Annotated in this window: 16 protein-coding genes; 9 read left to right on the top strand and 7 right to left on the bottom strand. The window is 41.0% G+C overall.

The window, feature by feature from the left end:
- Nucleotides 1–588, top strand: a complete 588-nt coding sequence (locus tag ACP14V_RS08175) for a nucleotidyltransferase family protein (protein ID WP_272610117.1) — start codon at nt 1–3, stop codon at nt 586–588.
- A 73-nt stretch (nt 589–661) separates the two neighbouring features.
- Entirely contained in the window at nt 662–1,681 is a 1,020-nt protein-coding gene (locus ACP14V_RS08170) for an amidohydrolase family protein (RefSeq protein ID WP_272610116.1), read from the top strand.
- A 1-nt stretch (nt 1,682) separates the two neighbouring features.
- On the opposite strand, the gene ACP14V_RS08165 is transcribed toward ACP14V_RS08170, so the two are convergent.
- The 4 genes from ACP14V_RS08165 to ACP14V_RS08150 all read right to left on the bottom strand — a co-directional run bounded on the left by ACP14V_RS08165 (nt 1,683) and on the right by ACP14V_RS08150 (nt 3,322).
- Nucleotides 1,683–1,826, bottom strand: a complete 144-nt coding sequence (locus ACP14V_RS08165; RefSeq protein ID WP_201741879.1) for a hypothetical protein — start codon at nt 1,824–1,826, stop codon at nt 1,683–1,685.
- Nucleotides 1,827–1,871: 45 nt separating this feature from the next.
- Nucleotides 1,872–2,522 (bottom strand): GntR family transcriptional regulator, encoded by a 651-nt coding sequence (locus ACP14V_RS08160; RefSeq protein ID WP_272610115.1) that lies wholly within the window; start codon nt 2,520–2,522, stop codon nt 1,872–1,874.
- 61 nt (nt 2,523–2,583) lie between these two features.
- A complete protein-coding gene (locus tag ACP14V_RS08155) occupies nt 2,584–2,904 on the bottom strand; it encodes an ArsR/SmtB family transcription factor (protein WP_272610114.1) in 321 nt (106 codons plus the stop codon).
- Nucleotides 2,894–3,322 carry an SRPBCC family protein gene (locus ACP14V_RS08150; RefSeq protein ID WP_272610113.1) on the bottom strand — a complete coding sequence of 143 codons (429 nt, stop codon included), beginning with the start codon at nt 3,320–3,322 and terminating at the stop codon, nt 2,894–2,896. The genes ACP14V_RS08155 and ACP14V_RS08150 overlap by 11 nt, the downstream gene beginning before the upstream one ends.
- A gap of 99 nt (nt 3,323–3,421) precedes the next feature.
- On the opposite strand from ACP14V_RS08150, the gene ACP14V_RS08145 reads away from it, so the two are divergent.
- The 3 genes from ACP14V_RS08145 to ACP14V_RS08135 all read left to right on the top strand — a co-directional run bounded on the left by ACP14V_RS08145 (nt 3,422) and on the right by ACP14V_RS08135 (nt 7,860).
- Nucleotides 3,422–3,841, top strand: coding sequence for a DUF3052 domain-containing protein (locus ACP14V_RS08145; protein ID WP_272610112.1), 420 nt, complete (start codon nt 3,422–3,424; stop codon nt 3,839–3,841).
- Nucleotides 3,842–3,942: 101 nt separating this feature from the next.
- Nucleotides 3,943–7,194 carry a VPS10 domain-containing protein gene (locus ACP14V_RS08140; RefSeq protein ID WP_272610111.1) on the top strand — a complete coding sequence of 1,084 codons (3,252 nt, stop codon included), beginning with the start codon at nt 3,943–3,945 and terminating at the stop codon, nt 7,192–7,194.
- Between the two features lie 6 nt (nt 7,195–7,200).
- Complete coding sequence (locus ACP14V_RS08135; RefSeq protein WP_272610110.1) at nt 7,201–7,860, top strand: class I SAM-dependent methyltransferase; 660 nt, start codon at nt 7,201–7,203, stop codon at nt 7,858–7,860.
- A gap of 9 nt (nt 7,861–7,869) precedes the next feature.
- Here ACP14V_RS08135 and ACP14V_RS08130 read toward each other — a convergent pair whose 3' ends face one another.
- A complete protein-coding gene (locus tag ACP14V_RS08130) occupies nt 7,870–8,346 on the bottom strand; it encodes a hypothetical protein (RefSeq protein WP_136567537.1) in 477 nt (158 codons plus the stop codon).
- 147 nt (nt 8,347–8,493) lie between these two features.
- On the opposite strand from ACP14V_RS08130, the gene ACP14V_RS08125 reads away from it, so the two are divergent.
- The 3 genes from ACP14V_RS08125 to ACP14V_RS08115 all read left to right on the top strand — a co-directional run bounded on the left by ACP14V_RS08125 (nt 8,494) and on the right by ACP14V_RS08115 (nt 11,676).
- Nucleotides 8,494–9,279 (top strand): hypothetical protein, encoded by a 786-nt coding sequence (locus tag ACP14V_RS08125; RefSeq protein ID WP_272610109.1) that lies wholly within the window; start codon nt 8,494–8,496, stop codon nt 9,277–9,279.
- Between the two features lie 117 nt (nt 9,280–9,396).
- Nucleotides 9,397–10,767, top strand: a complete 1,371-nt coding sequence (locus tag ACP14V_RS08120) for an aldehyde dehydrogenase (RefSeq protein ID WP_272610108.1) — start codon at nt 9,397–9,399, stop codon at nt 10,765–10,767.
- Nucleotides 10,768–10,899: 132 nt separating this feature from the next.
- Nucleotides 10,900–11,676: a universal stress protein gene (locus ACP14V_RS08115; RefSeq protein ID WP_272610107.1), complete on the top strand. Its 777-nt coding sequence runs from the start codon at nt 10,900–10,902 to the stop codon at nt 11,674–11,676.
- 893 nt (nt 11,677–12,569) lie between these two features.
- On the opposite strand, the gene ACP14V_RS08110 is transcribed toward ACP14V_RS08115, so the two are convergent.
- Both ACP14V_RS08110 and ACP14V_RS08105 read right to left on the bottom strand, forming a co-directional pair.
- Nucleotides 12,570–13,559 carry a HEPN domain-containing protein gene (locus tag ACP14V_RS08110; protein ID WP_272610106.1) on the bottom strand — a complete coding sequence of 330 codons (990 nt, stop codon included), beginning with the start codon at nt 13,557–13,559 and terminating at the stop codon, nt 12,570–12,572.
- Nucleotides 13,560–13,580: 21 nt separating this feature from the next.
- Nucleotides 13,581–13,802: a helix-turn-helix domain-containing protein gene (locus tag ACP14V_RS08105; RefSeq protein WP_272610105.1), complete on the bottom strand. Its 222-nt coding sequence runs from the start codon at nt 13,800–13,802 to the stop codon at nt 13,581–13,583.
- A gap of 137 nt (nt 13,803–13,939) precedes the next feature.
- Here ACP14V_RS08105 and ACP14V_RS08100 point away from each other — a divergent pair, with 137 nt between their 5' ends.
- Nucleotides 13,940–14,182 (top strand): hypothetical protein, encoded by a 243-nt coding sequence (locus tag ACP14V_RS08100; protein WP_272610104.1) that lies wholly within the window; start codon nt 13,940–13,942, stop codon nt 14,180–14,182.
- Nucleotides 14,183–14,210: the final 28 nt, after the last annotated feature.

The following is a 14,210-nucleotide window of genomic DNA, read 5'->3' as shown; positions in this document are numbered from 1 at the left end:
ATGGCCGAAATTTCCATTCTAGTATTGGCAGCGGGGGCCTCTTCCCGAATGAAGGATAAGGCCAAACAGCTCCTTCCTTGGAAAAACACCACGCTCTTAGGACATGCTATCGATCAAGCTAGAAAAGTATCGGATTCGGTAACAGTGGTAATTGGGGCCAATGCCGAAACCATCAAGAATATAATTCCCAAGAAGGTCGAATCGATTTACAATCCCAATTGGGAATCGGGAATGGGAAGTTCCATCGCCGCTGGTGTGCACCACATTTTAGAAAAGAATGATTTTTTGGATGGAATCATGATCATGCTGGCCGACCAACCGTTATTGGATGCAAATTACCTGCATCAGCTAATGGTTAGTTTTGAAAAAGATAAGTCCAAAATCATAACAACTTCCTATGGAAAAAAAATGGGCGTTCCTGCAATTTTCCCAAAAGCTGCTTTTCCGGAACTCCTCCAACTCAATTTAGATGTGGGTGCAAAATATGTAATTGAAAATCAAATCGAAAATTGTATAGCCATAAATCCCCATGGAAGGGAAATCGACATAGACACCCTTAAAGATTATAATCAACTAACTGATAAATAAACTCATGAATAAATTTATTTATAGTATTACTTTAATTTACATATTAATATTTTTTCAATGTAATGCCCAGCAAATGGGATTTGAGGAATACAATCCAAAATCCACTTTAGTGGTTCCTAAAAATCCTGTAGAACGCGCCAAGTTTACCTTTATTGATGTGCATAGTCACCAGTTCCGCATGGACACCCAAAACTTGTCTACACTGATTAAAGATATGGACAGGCTCAATGAGGGTATTATGGTGAATTTAAGCGGTGGGTCTGGAGAAGACCTAAAAGCTAAATTGCGGAATGTAAACCAACACTATCCCAATCGGTTTGCCATTTTTGCCAATGTGGATTTTAGCGGCGTTGGCGGATCCAATTGGGGAGAACGTGCCGCGGCACAATTGGAAGAGGATGTAAAAAGTGGCGCCAAAGGATTGAAAGTATATAAAAGTTTGGGATTAAGAAACACTGATGTGAACGGCAAGCGAGTCGCCGTGGATGACCCCAGATTAGACCCCATTTGGGAAAAATGTGCTGAGCTCGGCGTTCCAGTATTGATTCATTCCGCTGACCCAAAATCCTTTTGGGACCCCATGGACAGAAACAATGAACGATGGTTGGAGCTAAAGACCCACCCAAGGAGAAAGCGTTCTGCGACAGACCCTGCCCCTTGGCAACAGATTATTGATGAACAACATCGTATGTTTAAAAAACATCCGAAGACCAAGTTCATTAATGCGCATATGGGGTGGTATGCGAACGATTTAGACCAATTGGACGGCATGATGCAAGAAATGCCCAATATGTATGTGGGTATTGGGGCCATTATCGCCGAGTTGGGACGTCAACCTAAACGTGCCCGGGCATTTTTCATTAAATATCAAGACAGAATACTATTCGGAAAAGATAGCTGGAAACCTGAAGAGTTTCCCACCTATTTCAGGGTGTTGGAAACCGCAGATGAGTATTTTCCATATTACAAAAAATACCATGCCTTTTGGGCTATGTACGGATTGGATCTTCCAGATGAAGTCCTTAAAAAGGTATACTACAAGAATGCATTGGAGCTCATTCCCGGTTTGGACAAATCTCTATTCAAAGAATAGCCTATTTTCTAGGAGCACTTTTATTGATTCGAAGTCCTTCAGTATCCAAATCCTGAAAAATTCCGCATGACACTTGTCTTTTTACCAATGTCTTGGTTTTTTTCCGTTTGGTCAACGCTTCTATTTCTTTGTTCAAAAATTGCATCGAAACTGTTTTTGTATCAAAACGTAATGGAGCCCAAATTATTTTTTACTGGAACCGTGTTGTTCCATTTGATGTCATTTTTCTCGTAACATATTCCAATACAGTCATCCAGTTCATTTTTAAAATAAGGGCTGCTGTAGGCACATTATCTTCTTCGATTGCACTGAGAATTGCTTCGTTTTGTTGATTCATTTCTGCATAAAAGGAAAGGTCTTGAATCAAACCTTGCTCGTAGAATCGTAATCTGAGTTTCAAATTGTCCAAGGTTTGCAATAAAATGGGGTTGGCACAGTCTTGCACCAACAGCTTGTGAAACATAAACCGAAGATGTAAACACTCCGTTGAGTCTTTTTCGTCATCAAACAAATGCAAGGTACGTCGCAATCTTTCCATGGAATCAGCACTGAAATTGGAATCTTCCAAGGCCATTACCTCAAGTTGCGCTATGGTTTCGTACAAGTGTTTGGCTTCCTTTTCACTTAATTGTGCAATGACAAAGCCTCTATTTCGCACTGCCTTTATTACCCCTGCATAGGTCAATTGGCTCAAAGCCTCCCGGATTGGAGTGGCGCTTATCCCAATATCACGTGAAAGTTGGGCCAAATTAATGGTTTTGCCCACTTCCAGCTCCCCATTTTGGATTTGGACAAGCAGATGATTCTTCACAATATCCCGTAAGGCGCCAATTTGATTCATATCCCTAAAATACAAATCCTTAGCTTAACCCGTCATATCCACAGAAGTAATGAATAATCCATTAGCTTTCATCCAGATAGGCCCCTAAATTGTCCAACGCACCATCCCAGAATTTTTCATAGAATTTCATCCACTCAGAAACTTGTTTGAGCGGCTGTGCATCGGCCATACAAAAGCGCTCCCTTCCTTGTGACGAAATGGTAACCAAACCAGCCTCCTCCAAGGTCTTGATATGCTTGGTAACCCCTTGCCTGCTGATGCTAAACTGACCACAGATCTGTGTAATGGATAGGGCAGAGGAAGCAATGATCAAGGCGTGAAATATTTCACGCCTTTTTGGATCGGCAATGGCCTTGAAGATTTTTGTAACATTATCCTGCATGTACTTCCTCCTTTAAGAATGATTTGAGGTCGTTCACACAGTGCTCCCAACCCGAATCAAAACTATTGAAGAATGTAACCGCAGAATTTTCGGGATAGTTTGAAATACCGGAATGTTCCAAATACAGTTTGGTTCCTTCATCCGTTTCTTCAAGTTCCCAACAAACCACAGTCTCAACATTGGTATCCTTCACAATCCATGTGTAAATTAAAGTGTAGGGGTCGGCACTTCTTACTTCACCTGTAATTTGGGTGCAATCGGCCTCACCACTGGACTGAAAGGTGTACTTAAAGCCTTTTTCGGCTTTAAAATCGGTTTTGAGAAACCACTTGGAGATCTCTTCCGCTTTGGAGATGGCGTCCCATACTTTTTGAATGGGATGGGCAAATACATGTTCTTTTTTAATTACATCGTTCATATCTATCGTTTTTTGATTATATTCATGCAACTTATTGGTTGCTAATTTACAAAACTTTTTCTATTACGCAACTTTTTGGTTGTTTAATTTTAATTTATTATGAAAGCAGCATCGGGATATTCTGGAACACCACTAGCAAAAAAGCTTGGTATTAAAGAAGGTTTTTCTGTTTTGATTCTAAATGCCCCTAAACAATATTGGAGTCTTTTTGCAGACCTTCCCAATAAATTGAACATTGAACAGGGCTTCGGAAAAGACAGAATAGATTTCATCCATCTATTTATAACTACCCAAGAGGAAATGATTCTACAATCCGGGCATTGCAAAGAACACCTAAAACTTAACGGTAGTTTATGGGTGAGTTGGCCCAAGGGTACTTCCAAAATCCAAACGAATCTCAATAGAGACCACATTCGAGAGCATTTTCTTTCCATAGGCCTTGTGGATACTAAAGTGGCTGCTATTGATGAAGACTGGAGCGGGCTTAAATTTGTATATCGCCTCAAAGACCGTAAATGAAACTATTCGGCTTAAGATTAGTGTTTTTTTCACATTTCTTTTAGAACTGGCATACAGGCTTTTAGTTATATTACACTGCTAATCCGACTAAACTGTTACACATGGGACATTACTACAAAGTCTACACGCTATTTCTATTATTTTTCTCCTGTACTTTTACCTTCCAAGCCCAAAAAACCGACCCATCCCCATATGCGGGGCTAGAGTTTCGCAACTTGGGACCTGCATTGACATCGGGACGTATTGCCGATATTGCCGTACATCCCAACAATGAAAATACATGGTATGTTGCCGTTGGTTCTGGCAATGTATGGAAGACCGTTAACGCTGGGGTAACCTGGACCCCCATTTTTGAAAAGGAATCCAGTTATTCCATTGGATGCATCACGCTAGACTCCAATAATCCCAGTACCATTTGGGTAGGAACCGGGGAAAATGTAGGTGGCAGACATGTAGGTTTTGGCGATGGAGTATATGTAAGCCATGATGAAGGAAAGTCATGGAACAACATGGGACTTAAAACTTCCGAGCATATTTCAAAGATTATTGTACATCCTGAAAATTCTGATATCGTTTGGGTCGCTGCCCAAGGACCACTATGGTCTAAAGGAGGCGAAAGGGGGCTCTATAAGACCACTGATGGCGGAAAAACCTGGAACAGAACCCTAGGCAATAGTGAATGGACCGGAGCCACAGACCTTGTCATGGACCCCACCAACCCAGACGTACTCTACGCTGCCACTTGGGACCGACATAGGACCGTTGCCGCTTATATGGGTGGAGGTCCCGGGTCGGGAATCCACAAAAGCACTGACGGAGGGGAGAGTTGGACCCAGCTTTCAAGCGGTATTCCCACTTCCAATTTGGGGAAAATTGGCTTGGCCATTTCCCAATTCGATAATGAAACTGTTTATGCAGCCATTGAATTGGACCGTAAAAAAGGAGGGGTCTTCATGTCAGAAAACGGCGGGGCTTCATGGACCAAGCAGTCTGATGCAGTTTCCGGAGGAACTGGACCACACTACTATCAAGAATTGTATACCTCACCCCATCATGAAGGTCGATTGTATCTCATGAGCTATATCGTTTTGATTTCGGATGACCATGGGAAGACGTTCCGACAAATGAATGAGGACAAAAAGCATGTGGACAGCCATGCAGTGGCCTTTAAACCTTCAGACCCTGATTATGTACTCTTCGGGACTGATGGCGGCCTATATGAATCCTATGACGATACCCAGACCTGGCGTTTCTTTGCCAATCTACCCGTGACCCAATATTATAAGATTGCCGTGGATGATGCCGAACCCTTCTATAATATTTTTGGAGGTACCCAAGACAACGGTTCCCATGGTGGGCCTTCTCGCACCAAGAGCAAGGCGGGTATCCTAAATTCGGATTGGTGGATCACCCTCGGGGCTGATGGGCATCAATCTGCCACAGAACCCGGAAATCCTAATATCACCTATGGTGAGTTTCAACAAGGTTGGTTGTGGCGTATAGACCAGACCACTGGTGAAACGGTCTTTATCCAGCCTCAGCCAAAGGCTGAAGATCCTTTTGAGCGATTCAATTGGGATTCTCCAATTTTGGTAAGTCCGCACAAACCGGAACGTTTGTATTTTGCTTCGTACCGGGTATGGAAATCGGAAAATAGAGGAGATGACTGGATTCCAATATCATCTGATCTTACCCGAAACGAGGAACGGTTGCCATTACCCATCATGGGACGCCAACAAAGTTGGGACAATCCTTGGGATGTTGGGGCCATGTCCAACTACAATACCATCACCTCACTGGCAGAATCTCCACTACAGGAAGGTCTTATTTATGCCGGAACTGATGACGGCATACTACAAGTCACTGAAAATGGAGGGGATTCATGGAAAAAAATCATGTTGGGCAACATCAAGGGGGTTCCCAGCAGAGCCTTTGTTAATGATGTTCGTGCGGATTTGCACGATGCAAACACGGTTTATTTGGTACTCGATAATCACAAGGAAGGGGATTTTAAACCGTATTTACTAAAAAGTACGGACAAAGGAAACACTTGGAACTTCATCAATGGGAATTTACCCAATCGTTTGATTACTTGGAGAATTGTTCAAGATCATAAAAAGAAGGGAATGTTGTTCGCAGCCACAGAATTTGGCATCTATTTTACCAATAATGGAGGTAGTAGTTGGACCAAGTTGGATGGAGGTGTCCCAACCATTTCTTTTAGGGATATTACCATTCAACGTAGGGAAGATGATCTTGTTGGCGGTTCATTCGGTCGTGGAATCTTTGTTTTGGATGATATTTCCTCTCTTCGGGATTTTGATTCATCTACCACAACCCCAACATTATTTAAGGTAAAGCCTGCCTATTGGTACATTGAAAAAGACGAGGTGTACGGTCAAGGACATTCTGAATATGCAGCCAAAAATCCAGCTTTTGGGGCCACCTTTACTTACTATCTGCCTGAAAAACTGAAATCCTTAAAAGAAATCAGAACGGAAAAAGAAAAGGACCTAAACAAGCAAAAAAGCAATGTCCAGTTCCCCGGATGGGACAAACTAGCTCAAGAAACCACCCAAGAAGACCCCGCATTGGTCCTTTTGGTAAAGGACAGTTCGGGCAAAGTGGTAAATACCGTTTCAGGCACCAACAAAAAAGGATTCAACCGTGTAGCATGGGATCTTTCCTATGCATCCCGAGGAGGAATTTCTTTAGACAGCCCTCAAGGTGGAGGGGATGAAGACTATTTTGCAGTTCCTTACTTGGCTACACCAGGAACCTATTCCGTGGAGCTTCATCAACGTATAGACGGAGAATTAAAGCCATTGTCCAATCCTCAAACATTTCAGGTAAAGGCATTGGGTACAGGTGCATTGCCATCCAAACCCATTGCTGAAATAGATGCCTTCAGGGCTAATTTCCAGGAGTTTCAACAAGACCTTACGGCTACCAATACTGTCTTGGGCAAAAGCATCAGCCTAGTTAATGCAATGAGACGTGCTTTAGATCAAGCTGAGAACCCCAATGCTGCGCTTTCATCAAAAATTTATGCAGCGAAAACACAGCTATTGGATTTGAATCAACAAATGAACGGAAACCCCGCGAAGAATGAGATAGGGGAGAACAATGCACCAACACCGGGTGATGGCAATTTTGTGGGCATGGTGGCCCTTGGTAACACCTATGGTCCAACAGGAAACCACAAAGCTGCTTTGAAAAGAGCCGATGATCAGTTACAGGAAATCAAAAAAGCGCTATCCACTCTGGTTAAAAGTACATTACCTACCCTTGAAGCCGATCTAAAAGCTGCTGGTGCTCCATGGATAGAAGGACAGGGACTTATTGAAAACTAGTCAAGTATGATAAAACAATCCACCCGTTCCCTCTATTTGTTGCTTTTGGTTTTTTTCCCTTTTATGGTATTGGGGCAATATACCGAAGCCGATTGGAAGGAACGGGATTTATGGATGAAAACTGAATTCTTGCTAAAAATAGTAGGAGTAGAGCAGGGGGACAGAGTGGCCGATATAGGCTGCCATGAAGGATATTTAAGCATTCATCTAGCCAGAAAAGTATCTGAAGGCGGAAGGGTATACGCGGTAGATGTTCGTTCAGACCGGTTGGAAAAACTACGGGAAAATGCCCATGAGAGAAGTTTGGGGAACATTGTTACCATATTAGGGGATTATGATGATCCCAAATTGCCACAAAGGGAGTTGGATTTTGTCTTTATAATGGACACTTACCATGAAATGGATGCCCATAAAGAAATCCTACAACATGTAAAAAATGCGTTGAAACCCGGTGGAAAAGTGATGATTCTGGAAAAACTCAAGGAATGGGTTCGCGGTACATCTAGGGAAACCCAAGTGGCATCCCACTCACTAGCTCCGAATTATGTCCGGGAAGAGCTGAAACAAGCTGGTTTTACGATTGTTTCCGAAATTGATGATCATGGTAAATGGGAGCGCGAAAACGATAAACAAATGTGGGTGATTGTGGCCCAAAAACCTGAATAGCTTCAAATCCTATTCCGCCCTGCGCACATATACATAACTTCGTATTCCCGGGAGATCGTCCCCAACATTTTTAATGAGGCGGTCACCACTTATGGATAAGGTTCCCAATAAATCGCTACCCTGCAATACGACTTCAGTTTCCGAAGAAGCCCATGCACCCGTAGCGACCACAGTGCTAGAACATTGGGCAAAAAAATGACCATTGGTTATCGCGGTAATGCTCACATTGGTCTGCTCAAAGGTCCATACCATATCACCATCAATCAAAAGTGTACCGGAAATACATTCCAATTCATCCATTAGGTTGGATGACAAAGAACCGTCCATATCTATATCCTGTGACGAGCTTACGTTTACTTCGGCCAAATCCCATAACCCTATCACTTGGAGGTTGGTCGTGTTTGTAGAGCCCCCATCATCATTGCTACAAGACAATACAAGAGCAAAAACAAAAAGGTATAGACAAGCTTTTCTTAATTTTTTCATGATAGCTTTTTAGATTGATGTCTCAAAATAACACATTTCGGGGCAAAATACTTAAATACCCCCAAACATTTTATCGATCTACGACAAACAAATACACTAAAGTGCATGTATTACCGTTAAAGCAGCATGAACCCAAACTTATATAACATGAATAAAGCCATACAATACTTCGGTAAAATTGCTTTTTTAAGTTTAACACTACTTGTTGGGCAATCTTGTAGTGATGATGCCAAAGCACCCAACGATCAAGAATTGACCCAGGTTGAAGTGCAGACCATTCTAACTTCCGACCAATTGGCAAGTGTTGCCGATAACGCCTTGGCTGAACTTTTTGCGGATAACGGTGAAACCGCAAAAACATCAAAATCCAATGATTGCTATGTTGCAGAATATACCGAGACAGGATATACCGCTACTTTTAACAATTGTGTGTTAAATGGCACCGATAATGTAAACGGTACCGTGACCGCCACCTACGACACAGGGGGAGAGGCTACATCTTTTAATGTGACCTTTACAGATTTCTATGTAGGCAACATAAAACTGAACGGAACCCGAAACTTTGTGGTAAATGGCAATATGGAAGGAAATTCCTTTTCGATTACCGTGACAAGCAATATGACCATTGAATTGGTCGATGGAAGCACCATCGTGGAGAATGGCAATAAAACCTTCACCTTTAGTTTTGGCGAAACCTTGGAAAACTTTACCATAGGTCTTTCCGGTACTTGGACCATCCAGGCCAACGGAAATACTTATTCCATAGAAAGCAGCGGTATTGAGGCCGATGCCCAATGTGGTCACTTCACTTCTGGAAGCATGGTCGTTTCCAAAAACGGACTTGAGGTAACTGTGGATTTTGGCGATGGCACATGTGATGACAAAGCCACCGTAATCTACCCCAATGGTGCCACCGAAGAGATAACTTTATAAGTGCCACCTTCCTTATACAATATAAAAAAGAGCACCGATGTATTCGGTGCTCTTTTTTTATGACCTCTAGGCATTGAGGGATTTGGTTATATTTATAGAAATCATTCAAATGACAGTATGGTTAAGAGCATAGTGCAAACCCAGAACACCTTTTTTGCTTCGCAACGTACGAGGGATTCGCATTTTCGCAAGCAGTACTTAAAAAAGTTGATGCAAGAAGTTTTGAAAATGGAAGACGCTATCTGTGATGCGCTGTATGCCGATTTTAAAAAACCTAAGTTTGAAGCTTTGGCCACGGAGACGCAATTGTTGCTTGCCGAATTGAAGCATGCCATAAAGCATATATCGATTTGGAGCCGACCAAATCCTGTGGATTTTTCATGGACCAATTTTCCATCCAAGGACTGGATTCAACCAGAACCCTACGGTAAGGTATTGATCATTTCCCCATGGAATTATCCCTTTATGTTGGCCATGGCACCATTGGTAGGGGCCATTGCTGCTGGTAACACTGTGGTACTGAAACCATCCGAGCTTAGTCCCAATACATCAAAAATCATTGCCAAAATCATTACCGCAGTCTTTCCGCCGGAGTATGTGGCAGTTGTTGAGGGGGGAGTAGAGGTATCCCAAGCGCTTTTAGCAGAAAAATGGGAATACATCTTCTTTACGGGAAGCACCCGTGTGGGAAAGATCATCTACCAGAGCGCCGCCGAGAACCTAACTCCGGTGACATTGGAACTCGGCGGTAAAAACCCCTGCATTGTTGATGAAACGGCCTCCATCAATTTGGCTGCAAAACGAATAGCTTGGGGAAAATTTATCAATGCTGGGCAGACCTGTCTGGCCCCGGATTACATTCTGGTACATCAATCTGTAAAAGGGAAATTGGTAGAACAGTTGAAGAAGAATATTGTTAAGTTTTATGGCGAAGATGTGCAGAGTTCTACTGATTTTGCCCGGATGGCCACTGAAAAACATTATGAGGAACTCAAACAAAGCTTGGAAGGGGAAGACCTGCTGTTTGGAGGCACCTGTTCAGATGCAGACCTGTATATTTCGCCCACTTTGGTAAACGAGCCCCAAATACAAAGTGGTTTAATGGAAGGAGAGATTTTTGGGCCTATATTGCCCATTGTTTCTTATTCGACCCAAGAGGATTTGGACCGTTATATTTTACATTATCCCGAATCATTGGCTCTATACGTGTTTTCCAAAAACCGTAAGTTTCAGAAAGAAATCATGGGGCGCTACCGTTTTGGGGGAGGCGCCATAAATGACACCGTGATCCATATCAGCAATAAAAATTTGCCTTTTGGGGGCGTGGGGCATTCCGGTATGGGTGGATACCATGGCAAGCATTCGTTTGACTTGTTTTCACATCAAAAATCGGTGGTAAAACGGGCCAATTGGTTGGATGTGCCCATGCGTTATGCGCCGTATAATATTCCCATTCGTTGGGTAAAGAGAATACGGCACTTGTTCTAGTTTTTTAGAAATTCTCAATTTAAACAGTATTTAATTGAGCATCAACTAATTAATATATTAATCAAAAGTTAAACTTCAGCTGATTTTGGGATTGTACAGTATATTTAGGGTAACACATCAAATCTAGAGCAAATGATTCCTAAAAAAAATAACCCTAAATACCGTATTTCGGTTGTGTTGGATCTATCCAAGAATTCTGACCAAGTATTTATCAACGCAGTGGAAATGGCCAAGACCATTAACGCCAGCATCGAGGTTCTCCATGTTAAACCCGCCATTGACGTGGTAAAACGGGAAAGTCAGTTTTCCGCCATTGATACCATCTATAAAGACGACCGCGAGACCCGTGCCAAGATGCACAGCCTGATCCAACATGTACCGGTGGGAGAGGAGCTGCCCATTGCATATACCTTGGTCTACGGTAACGTAAAAAACACGGTAAAGGAGCATTTGGAACAACATAAACCTGATATTGTAGTATTGGGCAAACGCCGGAACAGACTTGGTCTGTGGGCGGACAGTCTTACGGATTTTGTCGTTTCCGAAGCCAAAACGAACGTACTGATCATGGGTGAAGACCACAAATTTCACACTTTTAGGGACCTTAATTTGGGCTTTTTTGGAAATGAAATGCAACTTAAAGGTCTAGAAATCATTAAAGACTTAAAACGTGACAACGACAAACCCGTACGTTTGTTCCAAATAAAGAATCAGGATGCCAGCGAACCGCAGCAAGAAAATCTATGGAAAAAAACTGTGAGCTATGTATTTACGGAAGGCTCTAATGCTATGGATGGTCTGGTAAGCTACGTAGCCCGTACCAATACGCAATTATTGTGTGTGCACAACAAGGCCCAGGCCAGACATTTGGTTCGAAAATCCAATGTGCCTATTTTTGTGATGGCTTAAGTAAAATAGGGGAAGTTTTATTGGCTTCCCTTTCTTTATATATTTTCTATTTTACATAACATAAATTATGGTACAAATGTCGTCATGTTGTATTTTAAGGGTTTGCCATTAGATAGCTATAATTCTCCATTATGTAAAATATCCCTCAAGTCAGCGTTATTTATTGAAATTTTCAACGGGGTCATGAAACATTCACTAGCGGTCGGCTACGCCGCATCTTTTCATTTACTCACACAATAATTATTTTATGGGTGTTCGTGAATGCTACGCATTTGTACCTATAATTTGTCGCTATGTAAAATAGCCGCTCGGCCAACAGCACATTGCTTTCATAAAAAGTAAATGCCCAAGCATTTATTTTTATACGCAATTCTCAGCCACTTGGCCAGCGCCATTAAAAGCTCAGCTTTTCGTAATTGTTGTAACCTTTGGTCTAATTGAAAATTCAGAGAAGAAAAATTTCAGGAAAATCTCGTCAGCTTGTCGCAAAAGCTTAAAATTTCGCTGAAGCGTAAATTTCTAAGCACTTGCTCAAATACTCCCCTAATTAAAATTTATTTGGCCAATGGAATATTATGTCAAATAGGAATGATATGTGAGTTGTTGTCTCCTTTCTTTTTTCTTGATAAAAAAGAAACAAAAAATCAAGAAGAAAATATGCTTCCACGCGCTCTTTGTGTCTTATAGCTTCGCTACTTGGGCGTTTACGCCCACACAGGGCCGAACGTAAAGAAAAGGTCTGGTAGACCTTTTTAGTGAAGGAGCCAGATGGCGCGTTGGTGGCAATGCTCCATTCTCCATCTCGCCGAAAAAAGTAATCATCCACTGGATAATCACTTTTTATCGCGTGTGCCAAGCCACAAATTCACCCCAACGCCGGCCCGCATTTTCCTCTAGCAACTCTTTAAATCACTAACTAATTGAGGTTCTTGGAGAGCAAATAAAATTGTTTGTTTCAGAATTATTCTTAAAAGCCTTAGAACGTCGTGATAAGAAACCTTCTCCAAAATCTTAAGTTTTTTCTTAAAATCAAGAACATCTCCATGGGCAATTGAACTCCTATAATTGTAAATTTTACCTATTACCGTTCCTAAATCTAGTGAATCAGGCCCTTTAAAAAAATTTGATACTATAATTGGATTGTTAAGTCGATTATTTATCAAGTTCACTTTAGATTGTAATTGCATATTAATGGATTTCAAACGATCCATACCAATATCTACAAGGAGCAATTCTAAACAAGCTATATAGCTCACAATTTTAAAAACCGAATTATTCGAAATTTCATTTATCTTGAAAAAATCATCTAAGGCCTTAGAGATATGAATGTAATTGTCTTTTATTTGCTCGAAGTCTCTAAGTAACTGGAGAATTTTCAAAAATTGGGTTTTGTCTTCAGCCGTAAAAGACTTAGCATCCCATTTTTTTGGATAAAACTGGCTTTTTTGTGCGTCAAAATTAATTATGCTCTTGTCAATAAAATAAGTATGAGCACTTAACTGTTCAAATGAATATTTTATAGAAACTCCTATTTCAGAGGATTTAGCAAATCCAAAGGGAACAAAAAAATCCTTATCCATTAATTGGAGTGTTTTTGCAAAGTTTAAATCATAGTGATTACCAACACTATGTTCTAGAACAAAGTATCTAAAATCATCATTTTTTCTTTTTTCTAGATTTGCCCCTCCAGACTTAAGCCTTTTTTTTACCCTATGCTCATGTAAACTAAAATCAAATGGTATAACTCCAAATTGAACCAGTAACCCTTTTAATAATTCAAGTTGTTCTTCTGGTGCAACCTTTAATATAAGACCATTCTCGATTTCTAATTCGGTTTTGACATCAAAATCAATTAAATCTTCGATATAATAGTATGCGGCCATATTTTGGATATCTGAAACAGATTAGTCCTCTTTTTCAATATTTAAATGCTTACATACCTCATTTAAAATTTCGCAAGGATTCACATCAATTGCTAGAGCTATTAAATAGAGCTCGTCAGCACGAAGTTTTGTTCTTTTATTGTTAGAAAGCTCGCTCAAACGAGTCCTACTAATTCCTGTCTTCCTCGCTACATCTGAACGATTAACAGATTTCTTAGCTAAAAACAATCCTAATTCAGTCATTCTTATCTGATTTTCAGTTCATAAAGTTAGCTTTTAGGGAAGGTTTATCTAAAAATCTAAACTTTTAACATTCATTCTGTCTGAAATACAGTATATTTATTCCGATAATCGGAATATTTGATATTAATTTCTTACATATGAAACAAGAAAATAATGAGTTGAACCATAGTGACCTCACACCCCTACTCTCTTACATTGAAGAATGCCATGAAGGGGACCTTCTTTCCCTTACCCAAAGTTTGGACAAAACCATTTTTATGTTCCATTTTCTTCCTTGGGATACCTTTTCAGAACTGGAGCGTCAAAATTGCTGTCATGTTCTCATGGAACTCAAAGAGGCGGTTATGGAGATTTACCTAAATAATGAAAACGGCAACTAGTTCAGTTTTCCTATTCTATGTGAGTATA

It is taken from the genome of Flagellimonas alvinocaridis (assembly GCF_965248585.1).
GTDB lineage: Bacteria > Bacteroidota > Bacteroidia > Flavobacteriales > Flavobacteriaceae > Flagellimonas > Flagellimonas alvinocaridis.
Note: the sequence above shows the minus strand (reverse complement) of the source record. Positions and strands in the feature narration are given on the sequence as shown.

What these genes read in the sequence shown, in the direction of transcription:
- ACP14V_RS08175 (WP_272610117.1), top strand. Translation starts at nt 1, where the DNA reads ATGGCCGAAATTTCCATTCTAGTATTGGCAGCGGGGGCCTCTTCCCGA.
- ACP14V_RS08170 (WP_272610116.1), top strand. Translation starts at nt 662, where the DNA reads ATGGGATTTGAGGAATACAATCCAAAATCCACTTTAGTGGTTCCTAAA.
- ACP14V_RS08165 (WP_201741879.1), bottom strand. Translation starts at nt 1,826, where the DNA reads ATGCAATTTTTGAACAAAGAAATAGAAGCGTTGACCAAACGGAAAAAA.
- ACP14V_RS08160 (WP_272610115.1), bottom strand. Translation starts at nt 2,522, where the DNA reads ATGAATCAAATTGGCGCCTTACGGGATATTGTGAAGAATCATCTGCTT.
- ACP14V_RS08155 (WP_272610114.1), bottom strand. Translation starts at nt 2,904, where the DNA reads ATGCAGGATAATGTTACAAAAATCTTCAAGGCCATTGCCGATCCAAAA.
- ACP14V_RS08150 (WP_272610113.1), bottom strand. Translation starts at nt 3,322, where the DNA reads ATGAACGATGTAATTAAAAAAGAACATGTATTTGCCCATCCCATTCAA.
- ACP14V_RS08145 (WP_272610112.1), top strand. Translation starts at nt 3,422, where the DNA reads ATGAAAGCAGCATCGGGATATTCTGGAACACCACTAGCAAAAAAGCTT.
- ACP14V_RS08140 (WP_272610111.1), top strand. Translation starts at nt 3,943, where the DNA reads ATGGGACATTACTACAAAGTCTACACGCTATTTCTATTATTTTTCTCC.
- ACP14V_RS08135 (WP_272610110.1), top strand. Translation starts at nt 7,201, where the DNA reads ATGATAAAACAATCCACCCGTTCCCTCTATTTGTTGCTTTTGGTTTTT.
- ACP14V_RS08130 (WP_136567537.1), bottom strand. Translation starts at nt 8,346, where the DNA reads ATGAAAAAATTAAGAAAAGCTTGTCTATACCTTTTTGTTTTTGCTCTT.
- ACP14V_RS08125 (WP_272610109.1), top strand. Translation starts at nt 8,494, where the DNA reads ATGAATAAAGCCATACAATACTTCGGTAAAATTGCTTTTTTAAGTTTA.
- ACP14V_RS08120 (WP_272610108.1), top strand. Translation starts at nt 9,397, where the DNA reads ATGGTTAAGAGCATAGTGCAAACCCAGAACACCTTTTTTGCTTCGCAA.
- ACP14V_RS08115 (WP_272610107.1), top strand. Translation starts at nt 10,900, where the DNA reads ATGATTCCTAAAAAAAATAACCCTAAATACCGTATTTCGGTTGTGTTG.
- ACP14V_RS08110 (WP_272610106.1), bottom strand. Translation starts at nt 13,559, where the DNA reads ATGGCCGCATACTATTATATCGAAGATTTAATTGATTTTGATGTCAAA.
- ACP14V_RS08105 (WP_272610105.1), bottom strand. Translation starts at nt 13,802, where the DNA reads ATGACTGAATTAGGATTGTTTTTAGCTAAGAAATCTGTTAATCGTTCA.
- ACP14V_RS08100 (WP_272610104.1), top strand. Translation starts at nt 13,940, where the DNA reads ATGAAACAAGAAAATAATGAGTTGAACCATAGTGACCTCACACCCCTA.